The following is a 23,746-nucleotide window of genomic DNA, read 5'->3' as shown; positions in this document are numbered from 1 at the left end:
GGGAGGGACGACGGCGTTCGACCAGCCCCGCGGGAACGGGGCGTCACATCACGGCTTGGGCTTGCGGTTGCGGGTCCGGCCGCGGACGGTCTGGTCCAGCTCCACCTTGCGGATCCGGACGGTGCCCGGGGTGACCTCGACGCACTCGTCCTCGGCGCAGAACTCCAGCGCCTGCTCGAGGTTCAGGATCTTCGGCGGGATCAGCCGCTCGAGCTCCTCCGAGGTCGCCTTGCGCATGTTGGTGAGCTTCTTCTCCTTGGTGATGTTCACGTCCATGTCGTCCGGACGGGAGTTCTCACCGATGACCATGCCCTCGTAGACCTCGGTGCCGGGCTCGACCATCATCTGGCCGCGCTCCTGCAGGGAGAACATCGAGTACGTGGTCGCGACGCCGGAGCGGTCGGCGACCAGCGAGCCGGTCGGGCGGGCACGCATGTCGCCCAGCCACGGCTCGTAGCCCTCGAGGGTGTGGTTCAGCACGCCGGTGCCGCGGGTCTCGGTGAGGAACTCGGTGCGGAAGCCGATCAGGCCGCGCGAGGGGCAGATGTACTCCATCCGCGCCCAGCCGGTGTCGTGGTGCACCAGGTTCTCCAGTCGGCCGCGCCGGCTGGCCAGCGCCTGGGTCAGCGTGCCGACGTACTCGCCGGGGGTGTCGATGGTGACCCGCTCGACCGGCTCGTGCAGCTTGCCGTCGATCTCCTTGGTGACCACCCGCGGGCGGCCGACGGTGAGCTCGAAGTCCTCGCGGCGCAGCTGCTCGACCAGGATGGCCAGGGCCAGCTCGCCGCGTCCCTGCATCTCCCAGGTGTCGGGGCGCTCGGTGGGCAGCATCCGCACCGAGACGTTGCCGATCAGCTCGGCGTCGAGGCGGTTCTTGATCAGCCGGGCGGTGACCTTCTTGCCCGACTTGCCCGACAGCGGGCTGGTGTTGATGCCCATGGTGATCGAGATCGACGGCTCGTCGACGGTGATCGCCGGCAGCGGGCGGGGGTCGTTCGGGTCGGCGAGGGTGTCACCGATGCCGATGTCCGGGATGCCGGCGACGGCGACCAGGTCACCCGGGCCGGCGCTCGCGGCCGGGGTGCGGGTGAGGCCCTCGGTGACCAGCAGCTCGGTCAGCTTGACGCGCTCGATGGTGCCGTCGGCCTTGCACCAGGCGACCTGCTGGCCGTTCTTCATCTCACCGGAGTGGATGCGCAGCAGCGCCAGACGGCCCAGGTACGGGGAGGCGTCGAGGTTGGTGACCTGCGCGCGCAGCGGCTCCTCGGCGTCGTACTCCGGCGCGGGGACGGTGTCCAGCAGGACCTTGACGAGCGGGCCGAGGTCGGGGCTGTCGGGGACGGTGCCGTTCTCGGGCTTGTTCAGCGACGCCTGGCCGGTGCGGCCGTTGCAGTAGACGATCGGGAACTCGAGGGTCTCCGCGGGCAGGCCGGCGTCCTCGAGCAGCTCCATGAACAGCTCGTAGGTCTCGTCGACGACCTCCTCGATGCGGGCGTCCTGACGGTCGGTCTTGTTGACCGCGAGGATGACCGGCATCCCCTTCGCCAGCGCCTTGCGCAGCACGAAGCGGGTCTGCGGCAGCGGGCCCTCGGAGGCGTCGACGAGCAGGCAGACACCGTCGACCATGGACAGCGCGCGCTCGACCTCGCCACCGAAGTCGGCGTGGCCGGGGGTGTCGACGATGTTCACGACGACGGGGTTGCCCTCTTCGTCGTGCAGGTGGATCGCGGTGTTCTTGGCGAGGATGGTGATCCCGCGCTCGCGCTCGAGCTCACCGGAGTCCATGACCCGGTCCTGGGTGGAGTCGTTGTCGGTCCCCTCCCCCTTGGAGCGCCCGAGGGCACCGGCCTGCCGGAGCAGGGCGTCGACCAGGGTGGTCTTGCCGTGGTCGACGTGCGCGATGATCGCGACGTTTCGCAGGTCGTTGCGAGTGGGCATGCGGAGAGGCACCTCAGGAGTTCAAGTGGGAGTCTGCGCGCTACGGCGCGCGACACGATCAACGGCGCGGAGCGCCGAGACCTTCCCATGGTAGACGGACGACGGCCCCCGGCGGACCCGCTGTGACCGGTCTGCCACTCCCGGAGGACGTCGACCCCCACGTCCCTCGCAGGCTCGGAGTCGGGGCCTAGGCCGCCGGCCGGTCCACGACCACCCAGGACAGCGCCGCGACGGCCGCGGTGACCAGGCCGACGGCCAGCCAGGCGGGCCAGCCCAGGCCCAGCGCGAGCACGTGCGCGAGGGCGAACGCGGCCAGGTAGGCCACCGCCAGCGCCGCCGCGACCGCCGCCCCGCGACGGGACCACCACAGCCAGCCGGCGACCAGCCCGCCGGCGGCCAGCACCGCCCCGCCGAGCGCCCGGACCCCGGTCGCCTGGGCGATGCCGAAGCCGACGGCGAGGCCGATCGCGGCCGGGACGGCGGAGGGCAGCCGGCTGCGGACCCGCGCCAGCGTGGAGGTCGTCATGACCTCCAGTCTCCCCCAGCAGCCGGGCAGGTGGTCGGCGTCGCCCAGGGTGCGATCTGCCACGCACCGCCGTCGGCGATGTCGAAGGGGGCGGCGCCCCCACCGCCCTGCACCGTGGCTGCGACCAGGGTCGAGGAGGCGTCCAGGGCCACGGTCACCGCCTGCGGGGTCTCCTGGTCGGCCCACCCGCCGTAGCTGCGCCAGGTGAGCAGCGCCGACGCCGTCCCGCCCGGCGCGACGCCGACCCGCTGGAACTGCAGGACGCCGTCCCCGGGCGCCTGTCCCTCCCCCACCTGCAGGGCCAGCGGCCGCCCACCCTGGAGCAGGACGACGACCGGGACCCCCTCGAGCCAGCACGGGGTCGCACCGGTGTTCGCGGCGACCAACGCCGCGGCCCGCAGCCCCATCGCCGCGTCGAACCCGCGGACGGTGAAGGAGAGGTCCTGCTGCGCACACGGGACGTCGGCCGCGACCGGCTCGGGCGTCGGGGTGGGCGCAGGCACCGGGAGCGGCGTGGGTGTCGGCGTCAGGGCTGGAGTCGGCGTCGGCGTCGGGCGCGGCTGTGCCTGTGGCGCCGGGGACGCGGTCGCCGGCTCCGGGCGGTCGGGGAGGTACACCCCGGCCAGCAGGAGCCCACCGGCGACCAGGAGACCGACCCCACCGGCCACCGACGGCCAGACCGGCCGCCGGCCGAGCTGCTGCAGGGACCGCTGGGCCAGCAGGGCGAGGGCGACCACGACCGCATTGACCACGGGCAGCGCGGTCAGGGCCCCGTCGTCGGAGGCTGCCCAGGTGGCCACCACCGCCCCGGCGCCCAGACCGCTGACTGCCAGCGCACCCAGCCACTCGCGCCCCGGCACGTCCGGGCTGGCCCGGAACCACCGCCCCACCGCCCGGACGCCGACGGCCTGAGCGAGCCACGCCGCCGTCAGCCCGACGGCCAGCCCGTGCGACCCCCCGAGGGAGGCGAAGAACAGCGGGATGCCGGCCGGGAAGGCCGCGAAGAAGACGATCAGGCCGGTGACGAGCGCCTGCAGCGGCGCCGGCAACGATGGCGCGTCGGGAGCGGGCCGCCGTCCGGGGAGCGTCCAGGCGAGCAGCACGGCCGCCAGCGCGACCAAGGCCATCCCCCCGCCGACCAGCCACCAGGCACGCTGCAGGGCAGCCTCGACGTCGGCGGCCGTGCACTCCCCCGTCAGCTGACACAGGGGGTTGATGTCACCGGGGTCGGGCCGGTACCGGCCGGTGGACAGGACCCCTCCCCAGGCGACCAGCCCACCGAGCAGGCCGGTGCCGACGACGGCGGCGCGTGCGGCGGTCACCGGCGCAGGATGCCGTACGGATCCGTTCCGGAGTGGGAGGTCAGCTCCCGGCGGCGGCCTGGACGGCGGCGGTGATGCCCGCGGGCGTGAGCTCGGCACCCTCCAGCTGCCTGCCGTCGACCAGCACGGTCGGGGTCCCGCTGACGCCGTCCTTGCTGGCCTGCTCGGTGGCCGCGGCGACCCAGTCGCCGTAGCGCAGGTCCCGGATGCCGGACTCGACGCCGGCCCCGACGGCCCCGGCCTGCGCGGCGTGCTCGACGAGCTGGTCGTCGCTGAGCCCTGCCGTGCCCTCGGCCGGCTGGTCGGCGAACAGCAGGTCGTGGAAGGCCCGGTACGCGTCGGTGCCGGACTCGGCCACGACCGCGGCGGCGTTCAGCGCCCGGGTCGAGTAGTCGGTGGTGGAGGCCTGGTCGAGGAAGGCCATGCCGTGGTAGCGCACCTGGACCGTGCCGACGTCGACCAGTGAGGCGAGCGTGTCGCCGCTGGTCTGCTCCAGTTGGGCGCAGGCCGGGCACTGGAAGTCCTCGTAGACGTCCACGGTCACCGGCGCGTCGGCGGGCCCGACGGCGAAGGCGTACCCGTCGACCGTGTTCGGCGGGGACGCAGCGGCGTCGGTCGACGTCCGGTGGGTCTGCACCAGGACGACGGCGACCAGCGCCACGACCAGGACGGCGGCGGCGACGACCCCGCCGACCATGGTGCGGCGGCGACGCTGCGCGGCTGCCAGCGCGGCGGCCTCGGCGGCCCGGCGCTCGGCGATGCGCGCCCGGGCGGCGGCCTTGCCCGACTGCGGGCGGGTGGTGTCAGCGGACACGGGCGGGCTCCGTCCAGAGAGGGGTGGGGGTGGGACCGAGCGCCAGCCGGGACGCCGGCCAGCGGGCGAGGGCCAGGGCGACCAGCAGCAGCGCGACGTCCCGGGCGACCTCGGCGGGGTAGGCGGTGTCGGCGGCGGCGACCGTCCCGCCGCCGCCGAAGCAGCCGCAGTCGATCTGCAGGCCGCGGGCCCAGGCTGAGCCCACGCCGAGGAGGAAGACGACCATCAGCGCGGCGGCGGCCAGCGCGGCCGTGCGCACGAGGACCCCGGCGAGCAGGGCCAGCCCCACGGCGATCTCGAGCACCGGCAGCCCGAAGGCGACCGGGCCCACCAGCCCCTCGGGCAGCAGCCGGTAGGCCCGCACGGCGCGCTCGGCGGCGGCGGGGTCGGGCAGCTTGAGCGCCCCGGCCACGACCAGCACGACACCCAGCAGCAGCCGGGCCGCGGTCGCGGCCCACGGGCGCACTCTGCTCATGCCCGGACTGTCGTCCCGGCGCCCCGGACGGTTCCCCGCGCGCGGCTGTCAGTTCCCTGGCAACCGGCCCCGGACGCGCCGAAGGCCCCGGCGCAGTGCGCCAGGGCCTTCGGTGCGGCCCCCTCGCAGGGCCCCGCCGCGCGCGGAGCGTGCGGTGGGGGGCGAGGGGGTCCTTCGACTTGTTCAGGCAGCCCGGAGGACGCCCTCGATCTCGAGCTCGACGGTGATCTTGTCGCCGACGACGACGCCGCCGCCGTCCATCGGCATGTCGATGTCCACACCGAACTCCTTGCGGGAGATCTCGGTCTTGCCGGAGAAGCCGGCGCGCGTGCCGCCGTAGGCGTCGGGGCCGAAGCCGTTGAGCTCCAGGGCCAGGGTGACCGGCTTGGTGATGCCCTTGATCGTCAGGTCGCCCTCGACGGTCCAGTCCTCGCCCTTGTTGCGGATGCCGGTGGAGCGGAACTCCATGACGGTGTGGTTGCCGGTGTCGAAGAAGTCGGCGGACTTGATGTGCGCGTCGCGCTGCTCCTGCCGGGTGTCGATCGAGTCCATGTCGATGGTGGCGTGGACGGTCGAGGCCGACGGGTCGGCGGCGGTGACGATCTCACCGGAGAACTCGCGGAAGTAGCCGCGGACCTTGCTGACCATCATGTGGCGGACGGAGAAGCCCACGGTGGAGTGGGAGGCGTCGATGTCCCACGTGCCGACGACGTAGCCAGGGATCTGGGTGGTGCTGGTCATGGTGACCTCCGGGTGGTTGAGCGTTGTACTGCTTTCGTCGTCCCGAAGCGTAGTTGAGCTCTTGACTATTCCGCCAGTACCCTGAGGGGGTGACTTCCCCCGTGTCGCCCCGTCCGGTCCCGGAGGCGGAGCCTGCCCAGCCGCGCTGGCTGGACGCCGAGGAGCAGAAGGCCTGGCGGGCGTGGCTCTACAGCACGACGCTGCTGCAGGACCGGCTGGAGCGGGACCTCACCCACTCCGCCGGCGTCTCGAGCGCCTACTACGAGATCCTCGTGCAGTTGTCCGAGGCGCCGGAGCGGCGGATGCGGATGAGCCAGCTGGCCGACCGCTGCCTGGCCTCCCGCAGCCGGCTCTCGCACGCGGTGTCCCGGCTCGAGGAGCGCGGCTGGGTCGCCCGCGAGGTGTGCGTCGAGGACGGCCGCGGCCAGCTCGCCGTCCTCACCGACCAGGGCATGGCGGCGCTGGTGGAGGCGGCCCCGGTGCACGTGGCCAGCGTGCGCGAGCACCTGTTCGACCAGCTGTCCCCCGCCCAGATCGCGGCGATGCGCGACATCGGCGAGACGCTGCTGCGTCACCTCGACGCGCGCTGACGGCGCCGGCCGGGGTGACCGGCCGGCGCCGCGGGCTCAGGCGGCGGGGTCCAGCGTCTCGCCGGCGAGGAACAGCCGGCGCGACTCGACGCCGGTGTCGGGGTTGTCGGTGAAGATGCCGTCCACGCCGGCCTCCCAGAAGCGCAGCTGCTCCTGCAGGGCGAGGCCGTAGTCGTCGGGGGCGGTGCCCTCGCGGAGGTCGGTGGGCAGGAACGTGTTCTCGTTGCGCAGCGTGTACGGGTGCACGATCAGGTCGACCCGGTGCGCGTCGGCCACGAAGGACGTCGCCTCCCCCAGGCTGCCGTCGGCGTTGCGGGCGATGACCTGGTTCTTCTCCGGGCCCACCCCGTCGGCGTACTCGGCGACCTCGGCCAGCCCCGCCGCGCTGGACAGGTCGGCGTAGGTGCGCGGGTCGCCGGCGGCGACGAGGTCGGCCGGGGCCCCGCTGGCCGACAGCAGCTGCACCAGCGGCACCCGCACCCGCAGGTCGTGCAGCTCGCGCAGGTTCGTCGTCTCGAACGACTGCAGGAACACCGGGGAGCTGCGCCGGTCCATCCGCGCCTGGCGCAGGTCGGCCAGCAGCGGCTCCTCCAGCGACAGGCCCTCGGCGTCGAAGTAGGTGGGGTGCTTGGTCTCGATGTAGACCCCGATCTCGCGGTCCAGCTCCTCGCTCAGCCGCTTGCGCAGCTCGAGCACCTCGTCCAGCGTCGGCACCGGGTACAGCCCGTCGTAGACGGTGTTCTCCTCGCGGATCTCCGGCAGTCGCTCGACCGCGCGCAGCGTGCGCAGCTCGGCGAGGGTGAAGTCCTCGGTGAACCAGCCGGTGAGCTCGACGCCGTCCACGGTCTTGGTGGTGCGGCGGTCGGCGAACTCGGGGCGCTCGGCGACGTCGGTGGTCCCGGAGATCTCGTTCTCGTGCCGGGACACCAGCACGCCGTCGGCGGTGCTGACGACGTCGGCCTCGATCACGTCGGCCCCCATCCGGGCGGCGAGCTCGTAGGAGGCCAGCGTGTGCTCGGGCCGGTAGCCCGACGCGCCGCGGTGGCCGATCACGAGCAGCTCGTCGGCGAGTTCACCGCCGCCACGACGGTCGGCGAGCGCGGACGCCGGGACGGCGAAGGACAGCGGCAGCGCCAGGGCGACGGCGACGCCGGCCACGGTCAGCCTGCGGGAGCGGGACATGCCTTCTCCTCCGGGCTCGGACGGCGACCCTCGCCGACGGCCCACACCCCCACCACAGCACGCGCACAGCGACCCCGGGGCGAACAGCGGGTGAAAGCGGGCGCGACCCGGCGCGTCGGCCCGCGTGTCGGCCGGGCTCAGTCCTGCCAGACCGCCCGCACCCGGTCGGCCACGGCCGCGGCCTGGGCCCGGCCGGCCCGGGCGGAGGGCTCGCGCGCGGCCGGGTCGAGCACGTTGCCCCCGATCGCCGACAGGCTCGCCCGGTCCGGGGAGACCACCGCGACCCGGCTCACCAGCCCGGTCACCTGGGCGTCGACGCTGGTCATCGGCCCGGCACCGCGGGGCAGCGGGGCGATGACGACGATCCGGTCGTACCGGGCGGCGAGGTCGGCGTTGGCCGGGGAGCGCATCCCGCCGTCCATGTACCGGTGCCCGGCGATGGTCACCGGCGGGTAGACGCCGGGGACGGCGCAGCTGGCGCCGACGGCCGCGACCAGCTCGACCTGCGAGGACCGGGTGAAGGTGGTGAACGCCCCGCTGTCGGCGTCGACGGCGGTGACCACCAGCGGCCGGTCCGGCCACTGCGCCGAGGGCAGGACGGCGGTGATCGCGGCGCGGCGTTCGGCCTCGGAGGGGGTGCGGCCGGAGTCGGCCGCGGTCCGGGCGAGCCGGCCGATCCGCCGCCGGAAGACCGCGTCGTCCCGGCGGGCGAGCAGCATCGCCAGGCCGTAGCGGGCCAGCGTGCCGCGGCCGAGCCGGGCGACCGGCGCGGCCTCCGGCGGCGTCAGCTGGGCGGCGAAGAGCTCCTCGAGCGGGGTGCCGCTGCGCAGCGCGGCACCGACGACCGAGCCGGCCGAGGTGCCGACGACCAGGTCGGCGGTGGCCAGGTCGACGCCGGCCTCGGCCAGCCCGGCCAGCACCCCGACCTCCCAGGCGATCCCGGTGATGCCGCCGCCGCCGAGGACCAGGGCCGTGCGCTGCGAGCTCATCGGCCCATCCTGGCCCACGCCCGCACCGGCCCGGCCTGCCCGCCGCGGACACCCGTCCGGGGCAGGAGCGGCCTCCTGCGGCCGTCGGGTCACTACTGTGCGCCGGGTGACCTGCGAGCGGCCGCCATGCTGAGCGACGACCACAGCGGCGTCTCCCTGCCGCACCGCGAGGAGTCACCGGCCCGCCAGGTCGGACGCCGGGTGCTCATCGCCTCGCTGACCCTGATCGCGACCGTGCTGATCGTCTACGCCGACCGCGAGGGCTACCGGGACAACAACGGCGGCGAGCTGAGCCTGCTCGACGCCACGTACTACGCAACGGTCAGCCTCTCCACGACCGGCTACGGCGACATCGTGCCGGTCTCCCCCAGTGCGCGGCTGATCAACATCGTGGTGATCACGCCCCTGCGCGTGCTGTTCCTGCTCATCCTCATCGGGACCACCCTGGAGGCGCTCACCGCGCGCTCCCGGGAGGAGTTCCGGGTCCGACGCTGGAGGTCTCGCGTGCGCCAGCACGTCGTCGTGTGCGGTTACGGCACCAAGGGGCGCAGCGCCATCCGCGCCCTGCTCAGCACCGGGACGGACGCCGACCACATCGTCGTCGTCGACCCGGACCCGCGGGCGGTCGACGAGGCGACGTCGGCCGGCCTGACCGCCGTCCTCGGCGACGCCGGACGGCGGGAGGTGCTTCGCCGCACGTCGGTGGAGAAGGCCCGCGCCGTCGTCGTGGCCGCCGACCGGGACGACGCCTCGGTGCTGATCACCCTCACCGTCCGCCAGCTCAACCCCACCGTGCCGATCACCGCCACCGTGCGCGAGGAGGAGAACGCCAGCCTGCTGCGGCAGTCCGGCGCCGACACGGTCATCACCTCCTCGGCGACGTCCGGGCGGCTGCTGGGCCTGGCGACCGACTCCCCCGGCGTGGTCGCGGTGGTGGAGGACCTGCTGACCAGCGGCCGCGGGCTGGACCTGCAGCAGCGGGCGGTCACCCAGCACGAGGTGGGCCTGGGGCCACGGCAGCTGACCGACGTCGTCCTGTCGGTGGCGCGCGGCGGGCGCACGCTGCGCTTCGACGACCCGGTGATCGGCACGCTGCAGAGCGAGGACGTGCTCGTGGTGGTCAAGGCCCACGGGCGCACCGTCACCGGCGCCTGACCGCACCGGACGGCCGGCGCCGATCAGCGTCGCCCGACCGGGTCACGCACCACTGGAGTTGCCGGGCGGTCCGGCCCGCCGAAGACTCGCCGGGTGAGCCATGCGTCCAGCGACACCACAGCCGCTCCCGAGGGCACCGCCCTCAAGCGGGCCATCAGCGGCAAGCTGCTCTACGTCTTCATCCTCGGCGACGTGCTCGGGGCCGGGATCTACGCCCTGGTCGGGGAGATCGCCGGCGAGGTCGGCGGCGCGATCTGGGTCCCGATGCTGGTCGCCCTGCTGCTGGCACTGCTCACCGCCGCGAGCTACGCCGAGCTGGTCACCAAGTACCCCAGGGCGGGCGGGTCCGCCGTCTTCGCCGAGCGGGCCTTCAAGCGGCCGGTCATCTCCTTCCTGGTCGGCTACTGCATGCTCGCCGCCGGCGTCGTCAGCGCGGCCGGGCTGTCGCTGGCCTTCGCCGGTGACTACCTGTCGGTCTTCCTCGACGTGCCCGCCGTGCCCGCGGCCGTGGTCTTCCTGGCCGTCATCGCGCTGGTCAACGCCCGTGGCATCAAGGAGTCCATGCGGGCCAACCTGGTGATGACCGTCATCGAGGTCTCCGGGCTGGTGCTGGTGATCGTGCTGGGCGCCATCGTGTTCGGCCGCGGCGACGGTGACGTCGGCCGGGTCGTGCAGTTCCCCGAGGGCGTCTCCGCCGGGTCGGCGGTCCTGGCCGCGGCGATCCTGGCGTACTACTCCTTCGTCGGGTTCGAGACCTCGGCCAACGTCGCCGAGGAGGTCCGCGACGTCAGCCGGGTGTACCCGCGGGCGCTGTTCGGGGCGCTGCTCACCGCCGGCGTCGTCTACGTGGCCATCGGCCTGGTCGCCTCCATCGTGCTGCCCACCGAGGAGCTCGCCGGCTCGACCGGCCCGCTGCTGGAGGTCGTCCGGGCCACCGGGCTCGGCGTGCCCGACCAGCTGTTCAGCGCGATCGCGCTGATCGCCGTCGCCAACGGTGCCCTGCTGACGATGATCATGGCCAGCCGGATGGTGTTCGGCCTGGCCGAGCAGCGGCTGCTGCCCCCGGTGCTGGGCGCGGTGCTGCCGGGCCGGCGCACCCCGTGGGTGGCGATCGTGGTCACCACCGTCGTGGCCATGGCGCTGACCCTGATCGGCGACCTGGGCGCGCTGGCCAACATCGTCGTCCTGCTGCTCCTGCTGGTGTTCGTCAGCACGAACCTGTCGGTGCTGGTGCTGCGCCGGGACCGGGTCGAGCACGAGCACTTCACCGCCCCGGCGGTCCTGCCGGTGCTGGCGATCGGCTCGTGCCTGCTGCTGCTGTGGAAGCAGGAGGCCACGACCTGGCTGTGGTCGGCGGTGCTGCTGGCCGCCGGCGTGGCGCTGTACGTGCTCGCCCAGGCACCCTGGTGGCGCGGCGACCGGTCCCGGCCGGGCAGGTCGGCGCAGGCGCGCTGAGACCGGTCCCGGGACGGTCAACGGCCGCCCTGTGAACACCTCGTGAACTGACGGGCCGCAGGTCCGTCCGCGCCCCCGCCCGGGTGAGGATGCTGACCACCGGTGAGAGGACGGACCAGCAGATGACGGTCGCCCAGCCCAGCGCGGTCGAGATCGGCCTGATGTCCGGGCGCGCGGGGTACGTGCTGAAGGCCAACGACCGGGGTGCCTTCACGGTCGCCTCGCCCACCCTCTACCCGCACATGTGGAGCTGGGACGCCGGCTTCGTGGCCCTGGGCATCGCCACGGTGTCGGTGCCGCGGGCGCTCAGCGAGCTGCGCAGTCTGCTGTCGGGGCAGTGGGCGACCGGGATGATCCCGCACATCCTGTTCCACTCCCCCAGCGACTACTTCCCCGGTCCCGAGCGGTGGCGCACCCAGGTGGCCGCGGCCCGCCCGGCCGGCGTCCTCACCTCGGGCATCTGCCAGCCGCCGATCCACGTGATCGCGCTGTCCCGGATCCTGCACGACGCCCGGCGCAAGGGGGGTGCGGACCAGGAGCTGGCCGAGGAGTTCGTGCGGGAGACCTTCGACGCCTGGCTGGCCTGGCACTCCTACCTGGCCACCGCGCGCGACCCGTACTCCTACGGCCTGGTCGAGATCCACCACGGCTGGGAGTCCGGGATGGACGACTCCCCCCGCTGGGACGCCCCGTACGCCAACGTGCGGGTCGGGGCGATGCCACCGTTCGTCCGGGCCGACCTGGCGCACGTCGCCGACCCCTCCCAGCGGCCCAGCGACGCCGAGTACGCGAAGTACCTGTGGCTGCTGGAGCAGAAGGTCCATGCCCGCTACGACGACGCGGTCTACCGCGCGACCGGCGACTTCGTCATGGGCGACGTCCTGGTCTCCGCGCTGCTGGCCGCCGCCAGCGACCTGCTCGCCGACATGGGCGAGGAGCTGGGCATCGGCGGCGGGGCCTCGGGCGGGGTGGAGCAGTCCCGGGCGATCGCCCGGCGCTTCCGCACCGGCGTGCTGCGCTCGGTGAACCCCGAGACCGGGCTGGCCCGGGACCTGGACCTGCGCACCGGCACCTGGCTGGACGTCGAGAGCGCCGCCGGCTTCGCCCCGCTGCTGTGCGGTGGCGACGACGCGCTCACCCGCCGGCAGCGCGACCTGCTGCTGGGCCCGCGCTGGTGCGGCCACTCCCGGCTGCGCTGGCCGGTGGTGCCCTCGGTCTCCCCCGCCTCGCCGGCCTTCCGCGAGCAGACCTACTGGCGCGGGCCGCAGTGGCCGGTGCTCAACTGGCTCATGGCCTGGGCGCTCAACCGCTCCGGCGAGCAGGAGGCGGCCAACCAGCTGCGGCTGGCCGGGTTGAGCCAGCTCGTCGACTGCGACTTCGCCGAGTACTACCAGCCGGTGACCGGGGAGACCCTGGGCAGCCGCGACCAGTCCTGGACGGCGGCGATCGCGCTGGACTTCCTGGCCGCGCGGCGCCCGGCGCAGCGCCGTCCGGTGCGCTGGCTGACCAGCGAGCTGCCACGGATCACCCCGACCCAGCGGGCCGCCGACCTGGCCGGTGACCGCCCGCCGCGCACCCGCGGCCCGGCGACGACCCCGGAGATGCCCCGCACCCCGTGAACTGGTCCCGCCAACTGAGCACAGCAGGCTTCCCACCCGGCCTTGAGGTCAAGCCGGGCGGGAAGCCCCGTCACAGCGCACAGATCACGGTCGGCCAGGAGAGGCCCGGAAAAGCGACCATCTACATCACTTCTTGTGTGCGGATCGAGGCCCAGCTTGCTGAGCTGATGCTGGCGATCACGTCTCCAGGGGGTCGGACAGCTCATCGACAGTCGTCAACTCCGCTGGATCCTCGACGACCGCCGTGCTGTTGGCGTCGAACTGGTCGAGCGTCTCACCGGGCTCACCTTCGCTGATGTCCCGTTGTACCGCCTTACCGATCGCCTTCTCCACGAGCTTGACCAGGGCCTCACGCCGGGCAACGAAGTAGCTGTCGAAGTCATCGGTGCGCAGAGATGACGCGTCAACGAGGTGAGTGGCCAGCAGCCCGTCGAGCTGCGCAGCGCCGATTCCTGCCTTCTTGGCCACTACCCCCAGGTAGGCCGACGGCGCGCTTCCCCCGATGGTCCGGTTGGTCGCGGCCGAGAGTGGCGTCTTGTTAATGATGCTCTCGCGCCGCTCGTCGTCGATGCCGTGCTCGAAGCACCAGCGTTGTGGGAACACGTGGTGGATGTCCACGGCCAGGTTGGCGTACTGCACCTTGTCCAGCGCCTGCCCCTTCATCCAGTCGTGGGCGCCGTTGCCGAGGAGCAGCGCGTAAATGCCCTTGTATGCGGCGGCCCCACGGGTGCGCAGGGAGTGCAGTCGGCTCTCGACGAAGTTGGCGTCCTGCACGGTCCGCGGGACAACGGCTCCCTCGAGCTGACGCGCCCAGGGCGGGACCTGCTCGAGGTCCCGGATGAAGCGCGTCTCGATGGCTCCGCCGTAGAGCTCTCCCAAGATGCCGCACCAAAACCACTGGGCCAGTCGCTCCCGGACGCCGATGAGGTCGGCGTCCGCTCCGAGGAGGACCTTCATGGCAGCCAACGGCACCAACTGCTTGGGGTAGGGCAGGAAGCGTGACCCGAAGATATGCAGGTCGGCCAGGAAGGTGGAGGACCAGACGAACGCCTCCTGGAGCTCGTCCCGCCACTGCAGGTAGTCGGCAAGTCCGAGCTTGAGCACGTCTTCACGCTTGGCCGACACGGCGGGCGGGCGATCGGATGCATCAGCTCGGTTCCGCTGGAGTGTGGTGAGCATGGTGACCGCCTGCAGGAAGTCGGTGTTCTCCACGGCGGTGAGCGCGGGGTAGCCAGCGAACTTGAGCTGGATCTCCCGCCAGTCGTCGTTGAGCCGGAAGTCCTCACCGTGCTGATCGAAGTAGCTGCCATCACCGGCGAATGTCGCGGTCAGCAGCTCGAACACGTTCAACTGCAGGCCGCCGGTGTTGACCTTCTCGAAGACGGTGGCCACGGCAGACTTGCTGGTCGCGGTGTCTAGCTCGATCGCAGGGATGTTGTAGGTGCCGGCAGGCTGGACGACAGCTGCGTGGAACTGGCTGGCCACGTGGTTGTCAGCCATGGCGAACAACCAGTTCACGGTGTCCGCTCCGGCGAACAGGAGGCGTACCGGGAAGTACCCCTCGGATCGCTCTTTGTCAGCATCGGACAAGTCGAGCTCGACTGTCTTGCCGAAGTTGGAGCGCACCACCCCGTCGCCCGGCACCGACAGGACCGCGTCGTCGATCCGGTCTTCGCCGAGCAGAGCAGTCTTGATGTGGACGTAGTAGCGGCGGCTGAGCTTGCGGCCTCGGCTGTCCTCGGTGTCGACCACACCGTCGCCTGTCAGGGCCTGGGTCAGCGAGGTCAGCCGTTGCTGGCCGTCGAGCAGCAAGAGGTCGGCCGTCGTGCCGGACGGCAGCGTCACACCCTCCACCGGTCGGGGCTTGAATCGGATCTGCTCGTTGCCGGTCTTCAACAGCATGACGACGCCCAGCGGGTGGCCGCGCAGGATGGTCACGAGCAGTTGGCGGATCCGTTCGTCCTCCCACTTGTAGCCGCGCTGGAAGTCGGGCAGCTGGATCCGACCGCTCGTCGTCCACCTCAAGTAGTCGCTCAGCTCGTAGAGCGGTGTCTGGAATCCCATGTCAGCCCCCGTGGTGTTGTTGGTCAGGCAACGGTCGTCTTGGCGGTCGCACGGCGGCGGACGTCGGCGAGGACGGTGACGATGCCGTCCACCTGGTCGTCGGTGAACAACGACTGCGGGCCCCGCGGGGCGTCGTCGCTGAACGGCGACTCGAAGAGCCGGGCCGGCTCCATCACGCCGTTCGCGGTCAGGTGCTCGACGATCAGCTGGATGAACCGCAGCTGGCTGGCGGAGAACCCGGCACCGCGGGAGAAGTCGGCGAACGCGGCCACCGCCGCTTCCCGGTCCAGCCCGACCAGCGACCGCACGAACAAGCCGAGCCCCTTGGCCTCTGCCTGCGCCTTGTCCAAGTCCTCGCGCGTCCCGACTCCAGAGGCCAGCAACATCTCCTCCAGCGCGGCCACGTCGGCATCGGTGAGCTGGAGGTTGCGCCGCAGCCGCTGCAGGGAGAGGTGGTCCTCGTGCTGGCGCAGGTACGCCCGCGCCTTGTCCCGGAAGCGTCCCAGGTCCGTGCCGGGGGTCAGGTACGGCAGCTCGACCTCGGTCACCGGAGCGGCATCATCAGCGAAGTCCGTGTAAACGACAGCCCGCCGCTCCCGAGCAACGAACCGCACCAGCCCGCGCACCCGCCTCCGGGCGGTCTCAAGCATGGGCAGCGTGACGTCGAGCCACCACTCGTCGTCGGCCAGCTCGGCGAGCAGCTGCTCGGCCGCCTTGACCGACGGGATGGCGGTCTGGGACAGCAGGGCCGCGGTGATGTCCTGCACCTGCGTGCGCATGCGCTCGAAGGTCGGGCCGTCCCCGTCCAACCGGGCCAGCTGACAACGCAGGAGCATGAGGTCGAAGCGCTTGGCACCCTCGTCGTCCCGGCTGCGTGCGGACGGCAGCCCGGCCAGGTGCCGGCCGATCTCCTCAGTCTTGACGCGGTCCAGACGCCGCCAGGCCGACCAGTCGGAGTAGATCTCCACCCACTGACGGGCCGGCCGCACGACCACGTTCTGCAGGTTCATGCCCAGGACGACGTCGTGCATCGCCCAGGCCAGGTCGACGCGCAGCCCCGGGTTGCTCTGCTCGCCCTCCCCCACGTCGGGCAGCACGGCATCCGGGCCCAGTTCCGCGTCCAGCCCGGCGACCAGGCCGAGCCGCGCCTCGAACAGCCGCTGGGTCAGCGACTTCTGCACCGACCCGGCGGCACCGGTCATCCCGGCGCCGAAGAACTCCAGGTTGCCGCAGACGTCGAGCACTAGGAACTCGGTCTTGGGGGCGCCCGGGCAGTAGAGGTCGGGACGCAGCCGGGTGCCGCGGCCGATCATCTGCCAGAACTTGCTCGATGAGCGCACCAGCTTAAAGAAGACCAGGTTGACGATCTCGGGGACGTCGACGCCGGTGTCGAGCATGTCGACGGAGATGGCGACGTGCGGCTCGTTCTCCGGGACGGCGAACTGGTCGATCAAGTGACCGGCCGTGGTGACCGCGTGGGTGATGACCGCCGCGTACCTGCCACCGTAGCCGGGGTACTGGGCGTCGAATCGCTGCTTGACGAACTCCGCGTGCGCCTGGTTCTTGGCGAAGACGATCGTCTTGCCCAGCCGGTCACCACCGGCGACCTTGAGGCCGCGCTCCATGAGGGTGGCCAGCACCCGGTCGACGGTGTCGGCGTTGAAGAGGAACCGGTTGAGCTCCTCGGCACCGACGGCATCGGGTGCGGTCCCGTCGTCGGTGCCCCAGTCCAAGGCGTCCCACGCGTCCTTCTCGTCCTCGGAGAGGTCGGCGTACCGGATGCCGGAGCGCGTGAAGGTGGTGGGCGCGGACAGCGCGCGCGGCGGCACGAGGTAGCCGTCGGCGATGGCCTCGTCGAGCGGGTAGGCGTCGGTGGGGACGCCGTCCTCCAGGTTGAACAGCGAGTAGGTGTTGCGGTCGATCTCGTCCTTCGGCGTGGCGGTGAGCCCGACGAGGAGGGAGTCGAACCAGCTGAACAGGGCGCGGTACTTCTGGTAAACCGACCGGTGCGCCTCGTCGATGACCACCAGGTCGAAGTGCCCCGGGCCGAACAACCGGCGCCCGCCCTCGACGGCGTTGACCAGGTTGAGCATGGTCGGGTAGGTCGAGACGAAGACCCGCCCGTCGGCGGACTTCTCCTCCAGCAGGTTCACGGTGGTCACGTTGGGCAGGTGCGCCCGGAAGGCGTTGGCGGCCTGCTTCACCAGCACCTGCCGGTCGGCGAGGAACAGCACCCGCTTCACCCAGCCGGCGCGCATCAGCTGGTCGACCAAGGCGATGACGGTGCGGGTCTTGCCGGAGCCGGTGGCCATCACCAGCAGCGCCGCCCGCTGCTTGTCGGTGAACGCCTCGCCGACGGCGCGGATGGCCCGCTGCTGGTAGGGGCGCTCGACGATCGTGTTGCTGATCGCGGTGTCCGCGAGCGAGGCACGGGTGCGGCGCCGCTGCACCATCAGGGCGAGCTCGTCGGCGGTGCGGAAGCCCTCGACCCGGCGGGGCGGGTAGCCGGAGGCGTCGTCCCACAGCCAGGTCTCGTAGCCGTTGGTCCAGTAGACGACCGGACGCCGCCCGTGCATCTGCTCCAGGCTGTCGGCGTAGAGCTTGGCCTGGTACTGGCCGTTGTTCGGGTCGACACTGGTGCGCTTGGCCTCCACGACGGCGAGCGGCAGCCCGTCCGCGCCCCAGAGCACGTAGTCGGCCCGGCCGGCGCCGGACGTGGTGGGCAGACCGGTGACCGGGTACTCGCGGTCGCGGTCGTCGGTGAGCTGCCAGCCCGCTTCGCGGAGCAACTCGTCGATGAGCGCGGTGCGGGTGGTGGCCTCGTCGTAGTCGTGCGTGTCGTCGAGGACATGCTCGGCCTGCGCGGCGGCGATCTGCTGGCGCAGCTGCTCGATCTCCGCGGCCTGGGAGGCCGCGAGGTCGTCACGCTCCCGCAGTTGGCGGGCGTGTTCCTCGTCCTGCCGCTGGAACCTCTCGGCGAGCTTCTGCACGTCGGCGCGGGTGAGCGGAGCAGCCCGCTGGGCGAGCGCGGGGTCGAACCGGGCGGCGACCGGCGTTTGGCCGGGCACGCGCGAGTAGCGCTGCGCAGCCCAGACGACGACGTGGAAGAGCTCCCGGACGGCGTCGAACGCGGCCTGCGGCGGGATCGGCCGCTGGTCGTGGACGGCGGTGTTGCCGAGCTTGCGGATCAGCGTGAGCTTGTTGGTGATGCCGAGCGGGACCTTGCGGGCGAACGCGGGGTCGGAGATCCGGGCGGCCAGGTCGTCGCGGTAGGCATCCGGGAGGCCGTCGACCGCGTAGATGTGCTTGACCAGCTGCTCGATGCCCCGGCGCGCGTAGATGCACGCCGACCGCGGGTCCGTGGACAGGTACGACTCGGCCCGCCCGCAGTCGGCGGCGATCTCCGGCCAGTCCTGCCGCAGGAACCCGAAGTTGCTCATCCCCACCCGTCCCCCGTCGTTGGATCGCCGACAGCTTGCCCTGCCGGGCAGGTCCGCGCCCGGAACCCACCGGGCGGGGTCATCCCGTCGTGGGACGCGGCGACTGGATCAACTGCCGCTCGCGCTCTCTGCGCGGGGTCTACCCCGAGAGCCAACAGGCCAACTGACCTGGGCTTTCATGTTGATCAGCGCCCAATTCCGGGATGGTATTCGAACACCTGATCGAACAGGCGGGAGGGGTGGTGGACATGCTCGTCGAGGACGCGCCGACCGTCGTCGTCCCCCTGTTCGACCCGTTCCCGGACGCGGGCATGTTCGGCCCCGGGGGCTCGGCCGAGCAGGAGGCCACCCACTCGCGCGCCGCCCGGGAGGCCACCGACCGCGAGGCAGCACGGCAACGGTCGCTGGTGCCGCCACCCGACGTGGCAATGGTGCTGAGCTTGCTGACCCGGTGCGCGGAGGTGCCACTGCGCACCGCGTCCGGTGCGCCCGTCAGCGACTCGGCCGGGCAGCTCGCCCGGGTGCGGGCCCTGGTCCAGGCGCAGAACGCGCTCGCCGCCGAGCTGGCCCGCACCGTGCGCTCGGCCGAGGAGGCCGGCGCAGCGCAGTTCGACGGGCACAAGGCGATGACGCCCTGGCTGAAGGGCCACCTGCACTTCAGCGGCGCGGAGGCCGCCCACATCGTCAAGGCCGGCAAGACGCTGGAGGCACTCCCCGGCTGGGCCGAGGCCGCCCGCACCGGTCGGGTCACCCCAGAGCAGACCGCAGTGGTGGCGAAGACGGCCACCCCCGCCCGACTCGCCCGCGCCGAGGAGCTCGGCGCCGACCTGCACGGGGACGACGGCATCGACGCCACCCTGGTCGCCTCCGCGACCGGCGAGCACGCCGAGGACCTGCCCTTCGTGGTCAGGCGAGTGCTCGAGTGGATCGACCCCGACGGCCCCGAGCCCGACCCCACGAAGCAGCGCGAGGTCCACCTGTCCCCGTCGCCGGGCGGGGGCGGCAGCTTCCACGGCCGGCTCGATGCCGTCGCCTACGAGCGGTTCGCCACCGTGCTGACCGCCTTCCAGCAGGCCGGCCGCGTCGCCGACGACGACCGCACGCACGCCCAGCAGATGGGCGACGCGCTGGCGCAGGCCTCCGATGTGCTGCTCGCCAGCGAGGGCGTGCCGATGCTGCGCAAGCACCGCGCCCAGGTCGCCGCCACCATCTCCGCCGAGGACCTGCTCGACCACGAGGTCGTCGCCGACGCGGCCCGGCTGGGGTCCGGCCAGACGGTGTCCAACGAGGTGGCCCGCCAGCTGGCCTGCGACTCGATCATCACCCGGGTGCTCTTCGGCCCTGACGGGACGCCGCTGAACATCGGCCGCGCCCAGCGACTGGTGCCGGCACACATCCGCAAGGCCGCCGAGGCCCGGGACGGCGGCTGCGTCTTCGCCGGGTGCGCCACCCCGACCTGGTGGTGCGATGCCCACCATGTGCGGGAATGGGTCGCCGACCACGGTGAGACATCGGTCGAGAACACCGCGTTGCTGTGCGAACGACACCACACCCAGGTGCACCACGGGTTCTCGATCACCTGGAATCCGGTGGAGCACCGATGGCGCACCTGCCGGCCGGACGGGTCGGAGATCCTGGTCGGCTACCCACTGGAACCCTTGGTCCCTCGCGACTAGCGGTCGATCAGAGCTGCCCCGAGAACGCCCGCGCTTGGAGCGACTTCACGAGTGCCGCACGAGCGACCTGGTCGCTCGCAAGACTGTCCCGCTGTCTCTTAACCAAGCGCAACACGTTCACATAGCGGCGCTGTGCCTCGACAGAGGGTCGGGCGATGCGCATGGCGCGCAGTTCCTTCGCATTGATGTTTGCTTGACTGACCGCAGACTTTGCCATTCCCCGCAGCACAGCTTTCCCGTAGCTGCTGTTGAGGTAGCCGCTGACGAAGTCCGGCTGAACCCCCTCTCGCAAACGAACGCGGATCAGATATCCCGCGTATGCCATTAGTCGATCTGAATCGACGACCGCGGTTTTACCCACAAGAGCTGGACTGTTCGTGCGATTGAACAACAGATCGCCGCGGCGGACGGTGTATCGCCGAATCGCGTCAGTGGACAGCTCTGTGTACTTTAAATCTTCCAAGTCGAGCTCGCCCGCGTAGCTAAGGTTGCCCATACGCAGCACAGGTAGATCGCCGGTGCTTGTTGATTTCTGCGACGTTCCGTAATCGATCGACTCGGCCAACTCGCCAATGGTCACCATCGGCCAACGCTGCGGCCAGGTAGCAGGGTGACCGAAATGTTCGGTGAAGATCGACTGCTGTAGATGCGCGACAGCCTCTAACTGTCGCACACGCATTAGCGCAAGCCGTTCGGCCTGGTTCAGAATTGTCGCAATCCGCCGCTGCTCGTTCAGCGACGGCAGCTGCAGTTGTTGCCGATACGCATCGTCACGGTTCAGTCCAGGAACGGCAGCTGCTCGGTTCAAGGTCGTCAAGCCGAGCGCTGGAAGCCGGTGGGCTAGCCAACGTAGGTCTACCGTTGCGGCGTCCTCGTCGATGTAGTAAGTCGTGTCAATCGGCCAGCAAGCTCGTGGCGAGTAGTGGATTTCACCGAACGAACCCTTCCGTCCGATGACGATCGTCGGCCCCGCCGTCAGCCCCTGCGAATGTGTACCGATTTGCCCGTTCGAGCCATAAACAGGAACCGCACCCCCTACACGAGCGCTGGCCGGCAAGGACTTGCCGTACTTGAATACACAAATGTCACCCAGCGAGACGGTCGGCCACGTCACGAGAGCATTTCCTTCAGATCAGCAAGGCCCTGCTGGATCTCCTTCTCCATCTGCTCGAGCTCGGCGATGACCTCCAACGGGTCGCGGTGCTCGACCTCCTCGTGCACGACCTCGCGGTACCGGTTCAGCGAGAGGTCGTAGTCCTGCGCGGCGATGTCGGCCTTGGGCACGCAGAAGCTCTGCTCGGTCCGCGCCCGCGTCAGCTCCTCGCCGTCCCGCTGCTCCCACCTGGTCAGCACGTCGCCCAGGTCGTTGGCCTCGGTCGGCGTCCGCTTGTCGTCGAGGCTGAAGCCGTCGGCGCGCACGTCGTAGAACCACACGTTGTCCGTGCCGCCCGAGTCGGTGCGAGTGAAGAACAGGATCGCGGTCGAGACTCCCGCGTACGGGCGGAACACCCCGCTCGGCAGCTTCACGACCGCGTCCAGCTTCTGCTCTTCGACCAGCATCGTCCGCAGCTTCTTGTGCGCCGTCGACGAGCCGAATAGCACGCCGTCCGGGACGATCACGGCCGCCCGACCACCCGGCTGCAGCAGCCGGAGCAACAGCGCCAGGAACAGCAGCTCGGTCTTGCGGGTCTTCACCACGCGCTGGAGGTCCTTCGACACCGTCTCGGCGTCCAGGCTGCCGGCGAACGGCGGGTTGGCCAGCACCAGTGAGTACCGGCCCTCGTCACCCGAGGCGCCCTCAGACAGGGAGTCGCGGTAGCGGATGTCGGGCTGCTCGACCCCGTGCAGCAGCATGTTCATGCTGCCGATCCGCAGCATGGTCGAGTCGAAGTCGTAACCGTGGAACATGCCGTGGTGGAAGTGCCGCGACAGCTGTGCGTCGTGCAGCGCTTCGGGGTGCTCTCGGCGCAGGTGCTCCCCCGCCGCCACCAGGAACCCGGCCGTACCGCAGGCCGGGTCGACGATCGTGTCGGTCGGCGTGGGCGCGGTCATCGCGACCATCAGCTCGATGATGTGCCGGGGCGTACGGAACTGGCCGTTGTGACCCGACGTGGCGATCTTGCCGAGCATGTACTCGTAGAGGTCGCCGTTGGTGTCGCGGTCGTCCATCGGCAGGTCGTCGAGCATGTCGACCACCCGGGCCAGCAGCGCCGGCGTCGGGATGGTGAACCGGGCGTCGCGCATGTGGTGTGAGTAGGTGGAGCCGTCACCGCCGATCCGCTGCAGGAACGGGAAGACGCCCTGGGCGACCAGCGCGTGCATGACGCCGGGCTCCTCGTTCTTCAGGTGGCTCCAGCGCAGGTTCTGCTCGTCCGGGCCGAAGACCGGGTTCTCGATGGGCTTGCCGGTGATCCGGGCCCTGTTCTCCGCGCGGGTCTGCAGGTCATCGAGGCGGCGGATGAACAGCAGGTAGGTGATCTGCTCGATGACCTCGAGCGGGTTGGAGATGCCGCCGGACCAGAACGAGTCCCAGACCCGGTCGATCGTCGACTTGACCTGTCCTTGGAGCACTGTCACCCGGGCAAGGTAACCCGCGCTCCGAGCGCCGCTGCGGTGCGCCGCGAGGCTGACCTGCCGGAACGGGGCGTCCCGGCAGGTCAACGACTCAGGGACGCTTCGCGGGGCTCACGGTGAGCGCCGGGTCGGTCGCGGCGACCGGGGCGAGGACCTCGTCGATGCGCGCCTTGACGTCGGCGTCGAGCGTGACGCCGGCGGCCTTGACGTTGTCCACGACCTGCTCGGGCCGGCTGGCGCCGATGATCGCCGCGGCGACGTTCTCCTCGCTCAGCACCCAGGCGACGGCCAGGGCGGCCATCGACAGGCCGAGGTCCTCGGCGATCGGCTTGAGCTCTTGCACGCGGGTCAGCACGTCGTCGTCGTTGGCCCAGCGGGCGATGAAGTTCGCGCCGCCGCCCTTCTCGTCGGTGGCCCGCGAGCCCTCCGGCGCGGGCTGGCCCGGCAGGTACTTGCCGGTGAGGATGCCCTGCGCGATCGGGGAGAACACGATCTGGCTGATGCCCAGCTCGCGGCTGGTCGGGATGACCTCGGCCTCGATGACCCGGTGCAGCGCGGAGTACTGCGGCTGGTTGGACACCAGCGGGACCCCCAGCTCGTCGGCCAGCGCCTTGCCCGCCCGGATCTCCTCGGCACGCCACTCGGAGACGCCGATGTAGAGGGCCTTGCCGCTGCGGACGACGTCGGCGAAGGCGAGCATCGTCTCCTCCAGCGGCGTCTCGTAGTCGTACCGGTGCGCCTGGTAGAGGTCCAGGTAGTCGGTGCCGAGGCGCTGCAGCGAGCCGTCGATCGACTCCATGATGTGCTTGCGGGACAGGCCGCGGTCGTTCACGCCCGGACCGGTCGGCCAGTAGACCTTGCTGAAGATCTCGATGCCGCTGCGGCGCTCGCCGGCCAGAGCTTGGCCCAGCACCGTCTCGGCGCGGCCCTCGGCGTAGACGTCGGCGGTGTCGAAGGTGGTGATGCCGGCGTCGAGCGCGGCGCGCACGCAGGCGGTCGCGGCGTCGGCCTCGACCTGCCCGCCGTGGGTGATCCAGTTGCCGTAGGTGATCTCGCTGATCTTGAGGCCGCTGCGGCCGAGGTGTCGGAACTCCATGGCCCCTGTCTACCGCCGCCCGGCGCTCCCCACGAGTGGAGACCCGAGCACCGGGTGACGTGGGTCTCAGAGAATGGCCGAACCGGGGTG

The 23,746-nt window shown here is 71.5% G+C and carries 18 protein-coding genes; 5 read left to right on the top strand and 13 right to left on the bottom strand.

The genetic code is table 11. The annotated features are described in order from the left end of the window. Nucleotides 1–48: 48 nt before the first annotated feature. From typA to O2W14_RS16780, 6 genes are all read right to left on the bottom strand, one after another. Nucleotides 49–1,938: a translational GTPase TypA gene (typA, locus tag O2W14_RS16805; RefSeq protein WP_269177259.1), complete on the bottom strand. Its 1,890-nt coding sequence runs from the start codon at nucleotides 1,936–1,938 to the stop codon at nucleotides 49–51. A 187-nt stretch (nucleotides 1,939–2,125) separates the two neighbouring features. Further along, nucleotides 2,126–2,464 (bottom strand): hypothetical protein, encoded by a 339-nt coding sequence (locus O2W14_RS16800; protein ID WP_269177258.1) that lies wholly within the window; start codon nucleotides 2,462–2,464, stop codon nucleotides 2,126–2,128. Next, nucleotides 2,461–3,786, bottom strand: a complete 1,326-nt coding sequence (locus O2W14_RS16795; RefSeq protein ID WP_269177257.1) for a DUF4232 domain-containing protein — start codon at nucleotides 3,784–3,786, stop codon at nucleotides 2,461–2,463. Before O2W14_RS16795 ends, O2W14_RS16800 begins: the two co-directional genes overlap by 4 nt. A gap of 40 nt (nucleotides 3,787–3,826) precedes the next feature. Beyond that, a complete protein-coding gene (locus tag O2W14_RS16790; RefSeq protein WP_269177256.1) occupies nucleotides 3,827–4,600 on the bottom strand; it encodes a DsbA family protein in 774 nt (257 codons plus the stop codon). Continuing rightward, nucleotides 4,590–5,075 (bottom strand): MauE/DoxX family redox-associated membrane protein, encoded by a 486-nt coding sequence (locus tag O2W14_RS16785; RefSeq protein WP_269177255.1) that lies wholly within the window; start codon nucleotides 5,073–5,075, stop codon nucleotides 4,590–4,592. The genes O2W14_RS16790 and O2W14_RS16785 overlap by 11 nt, the downstream gene beginning before the upstream one ends. Before the next feature lie 183 nt (nucleotides 5,076–5,258). After that, the gene (locus O2W14_RS16780) at nucleotides 5,259–5,816 is read right to left on the bottom strand and encodes a YceI family protein (protein ID WP_269177254.1); all 558 of its coding nucleotides are present in this window, start codon (nucleotides 5,814–5,816) and stop codon (nucleotides 5,259–5,261) included. A gap of 89 nt (nucleotides 5,817–5,905) precedes the next feature. Between O2W14_RS16780 and O2W14_RS16775 the strand changes: the two genes are divergently transcribed. Next, the gene (locus tag O2W14_RS16775) at nucleotides 5,906–6,406 is read left to right on the top strand and encodes a MarR family winged helix-turn-helix transcriptional regulator (protein WP_269177253.1); all 501 of its coding nucleotides are present in this window, start codon (nucleotides 5,906–5,908) and stop codon (nucleotides 6,404–6,406) included. 36 nt (nucleotides 6,407–6,442) lie between these two features. On the opposite strand, the gene O2W14_RS16770 is transcribed toward O2W14_RS16775, so the two are convergent. Together O2W14_RS16770 and O2W14_RS16765 are read right to left on the bottom strand one after the other, a co-directional pair. Next, entirely contained in the window at nucleotides 6,443–7,588 is a 1,146-nt protein-coding gene (locus O2W14_RS16770) for a glycerophosphodiester phosphodiesterase (RefSeq protein WP_269177251.1), read from the bottom strand. Nucleotides 7,589–7,725: 137 nt separating this feature from the next. Then, nucleotides 7,726–8,577 (bottom strand): patatin-like phospholipase family protein, encoded by an 852-nt coding sequence (locus tag O2W14_RS16765; protein ID WP_269177250.1) that lies wholly within the window; start codon nucleotides 8,575–8,577, stop codon nucleotides 7,726–7,728. Nucleotides 8,578–8,703: 126 nt separating this feature from the next. Here O2W14_RS16765 and O2W14_RS16760 point away from each other — a divergent pair, with 126 nt between their 5' ends. The 3 genes from O2W14_RS16760 (at nucleotide 8,704) to ggh (ending at nucleotide 12,806) form a co-directional block, all read left to right on the top strand. After that, the gene (locus O2W14_RS16760) at nucleotides 8,704–9,732 is read left to right on the top strand and encodes a potassium channel family protein (protein WP_269177249.1); all 1,029 of its coding nucleotides are present in this window, start codon (nucleotides 8,704–8,706) and stop codon (nucleotides 9,730–9,732) included. A 93-nt stretch (nucleotides 9,733–9,825) separates the two neighbouring features. Continuing rightward, a complete protein-coding gene (locus O2W14_RS16755; RefSeq protein ID WP_269177248.1) occupies nucleotides 9,826–11,187 on the top strand; it encodes an APC family permease in 1,362 nt (453 codons plus the stop codon). A 122-nt stretch (nucleotides 11,188–11,309) separates the two neighbouring features. Beyond that, the gene (gene ggh / locus O2W14_RS16750) at nucleotides 11,310–12,806 is read left to right on the top strand and encodes a glucosylglycerate hydrolase (RefSeq protein WP_269177247.1); all 1,497 of its coding nucleotides are present in this window, start codon (nucleotides 11,310–11,312) and stop codon (nucleotides 12,804–12,806) included. Between the two features lie 177 nt (nucleotides 12,807–12,983). Here the strand turns inward: ggh and O2W14_RS16745 are convergent, their stop codons facing one another. Continuing rightward, nucleotides 12,984–14,870 (bottom strand): DUF262 domain-containing protein, encoded by a 1,887-nt coding sequence (locus O2W14_RS16745; RefSeq protein WP_269177246.1) that lies wholly within the window; start codon nucleotides 14,868–14,870, stop codon nucleotides 12,984–12,986. Between the two features lie 23 nt (nucleotides 14,871–14,893). Next, nucleotides 14,894–18,310 carry a DEAD/DEAH box helicase family protein gene (locus tag O2W14_RS16740; RefSeq protein ID WP_269177245.1) on the bottom strand — a complete coding sequence of 1,139 codons (3,417 nt, stop codon included), beginning with the start codon at nucleotides 18,308–18,310 and terminating at the stop codon, nucleotides 14,894–14,896. A gap of 203 nt (nucleotides 18,311–18,513) precedes the next feature. On the opposite strand from O2W14_RS16740, the gene O2W14_RS16735 reads away from it, so the two are divergent. Next, a complete protein-coding gene (locus O2W14_RS16735) occupies nucleotides 18,514–19,986 on the top strand; it encodes an HNH endonuclease signature motif containing protein (RefSeq protein ID WP_269177244.1) in 1,473 nt (490 codons plus the stop codon). 7 nt (nucleotides 19,987–19,993) lie between these two features. On the opposite strand, the gene O2W14_RS16730 is transcribed toward O2W14_RS16735, so the two are convergent. From O2W14_RS16730 to O2W14_RS16720, 3 genes are all read right to left on the bottom strand, one after another. Further along, nucleotides 19,994–21,100, bottom strand: a complete 1,107-nt coding sequence (locus O2W14_RS16730) for a restriction endonuclease subunit S (RefSeq protein WP_269177243.1) — start codon at nucleotides 21,098–21,100, stop codon at nucleotides 19,994–19,996. Next, nucleotides 21,097–22,563, bottom strand: a complete 1,467-nt coding sequence (locus O2W14_RS16725) for a type I restriction-modification system subunit M (RefSeq protein ID WP_269177242.1) — start codon at nucleotides 22,561–22,563, stop codon at nucleotides 21,097–21,099. The genes O2W14_RS16730 and O2W14_RS16725 overlap by 4 nt, the downstream gene beginning before the upstream one ends. An 88-nt stretch (nucleotides 22,564–22,651) precedes the next feature. Beyond that, complete coding sequence (locus O2W14_RS16720) at nucleotides 22,652–23,656, bottom strand: aldo/keto reductase family protein (RefSeq protein ID WP_269177241.1); 1,005 nt, start codon at nucleotides 23,654–23,656, stop codon at nucleotides 22,652–22,654. Nucleotides 23,657–23,746: the final 90 nt, after the last annotated feature.

Origin of the sequence: Modestobacter sp. VKM Ac-2986 (assembly GCF_026967795.1) — a bacterium.
Lineage (GTDB): Bacteria > Actinomycetota > Actinomycetes > Mycobacteriales > Geodermatophilaceae > Modestobacter.
This window is presented reverse-complemented; position numbering and strand designations above follow the sequence as displayed.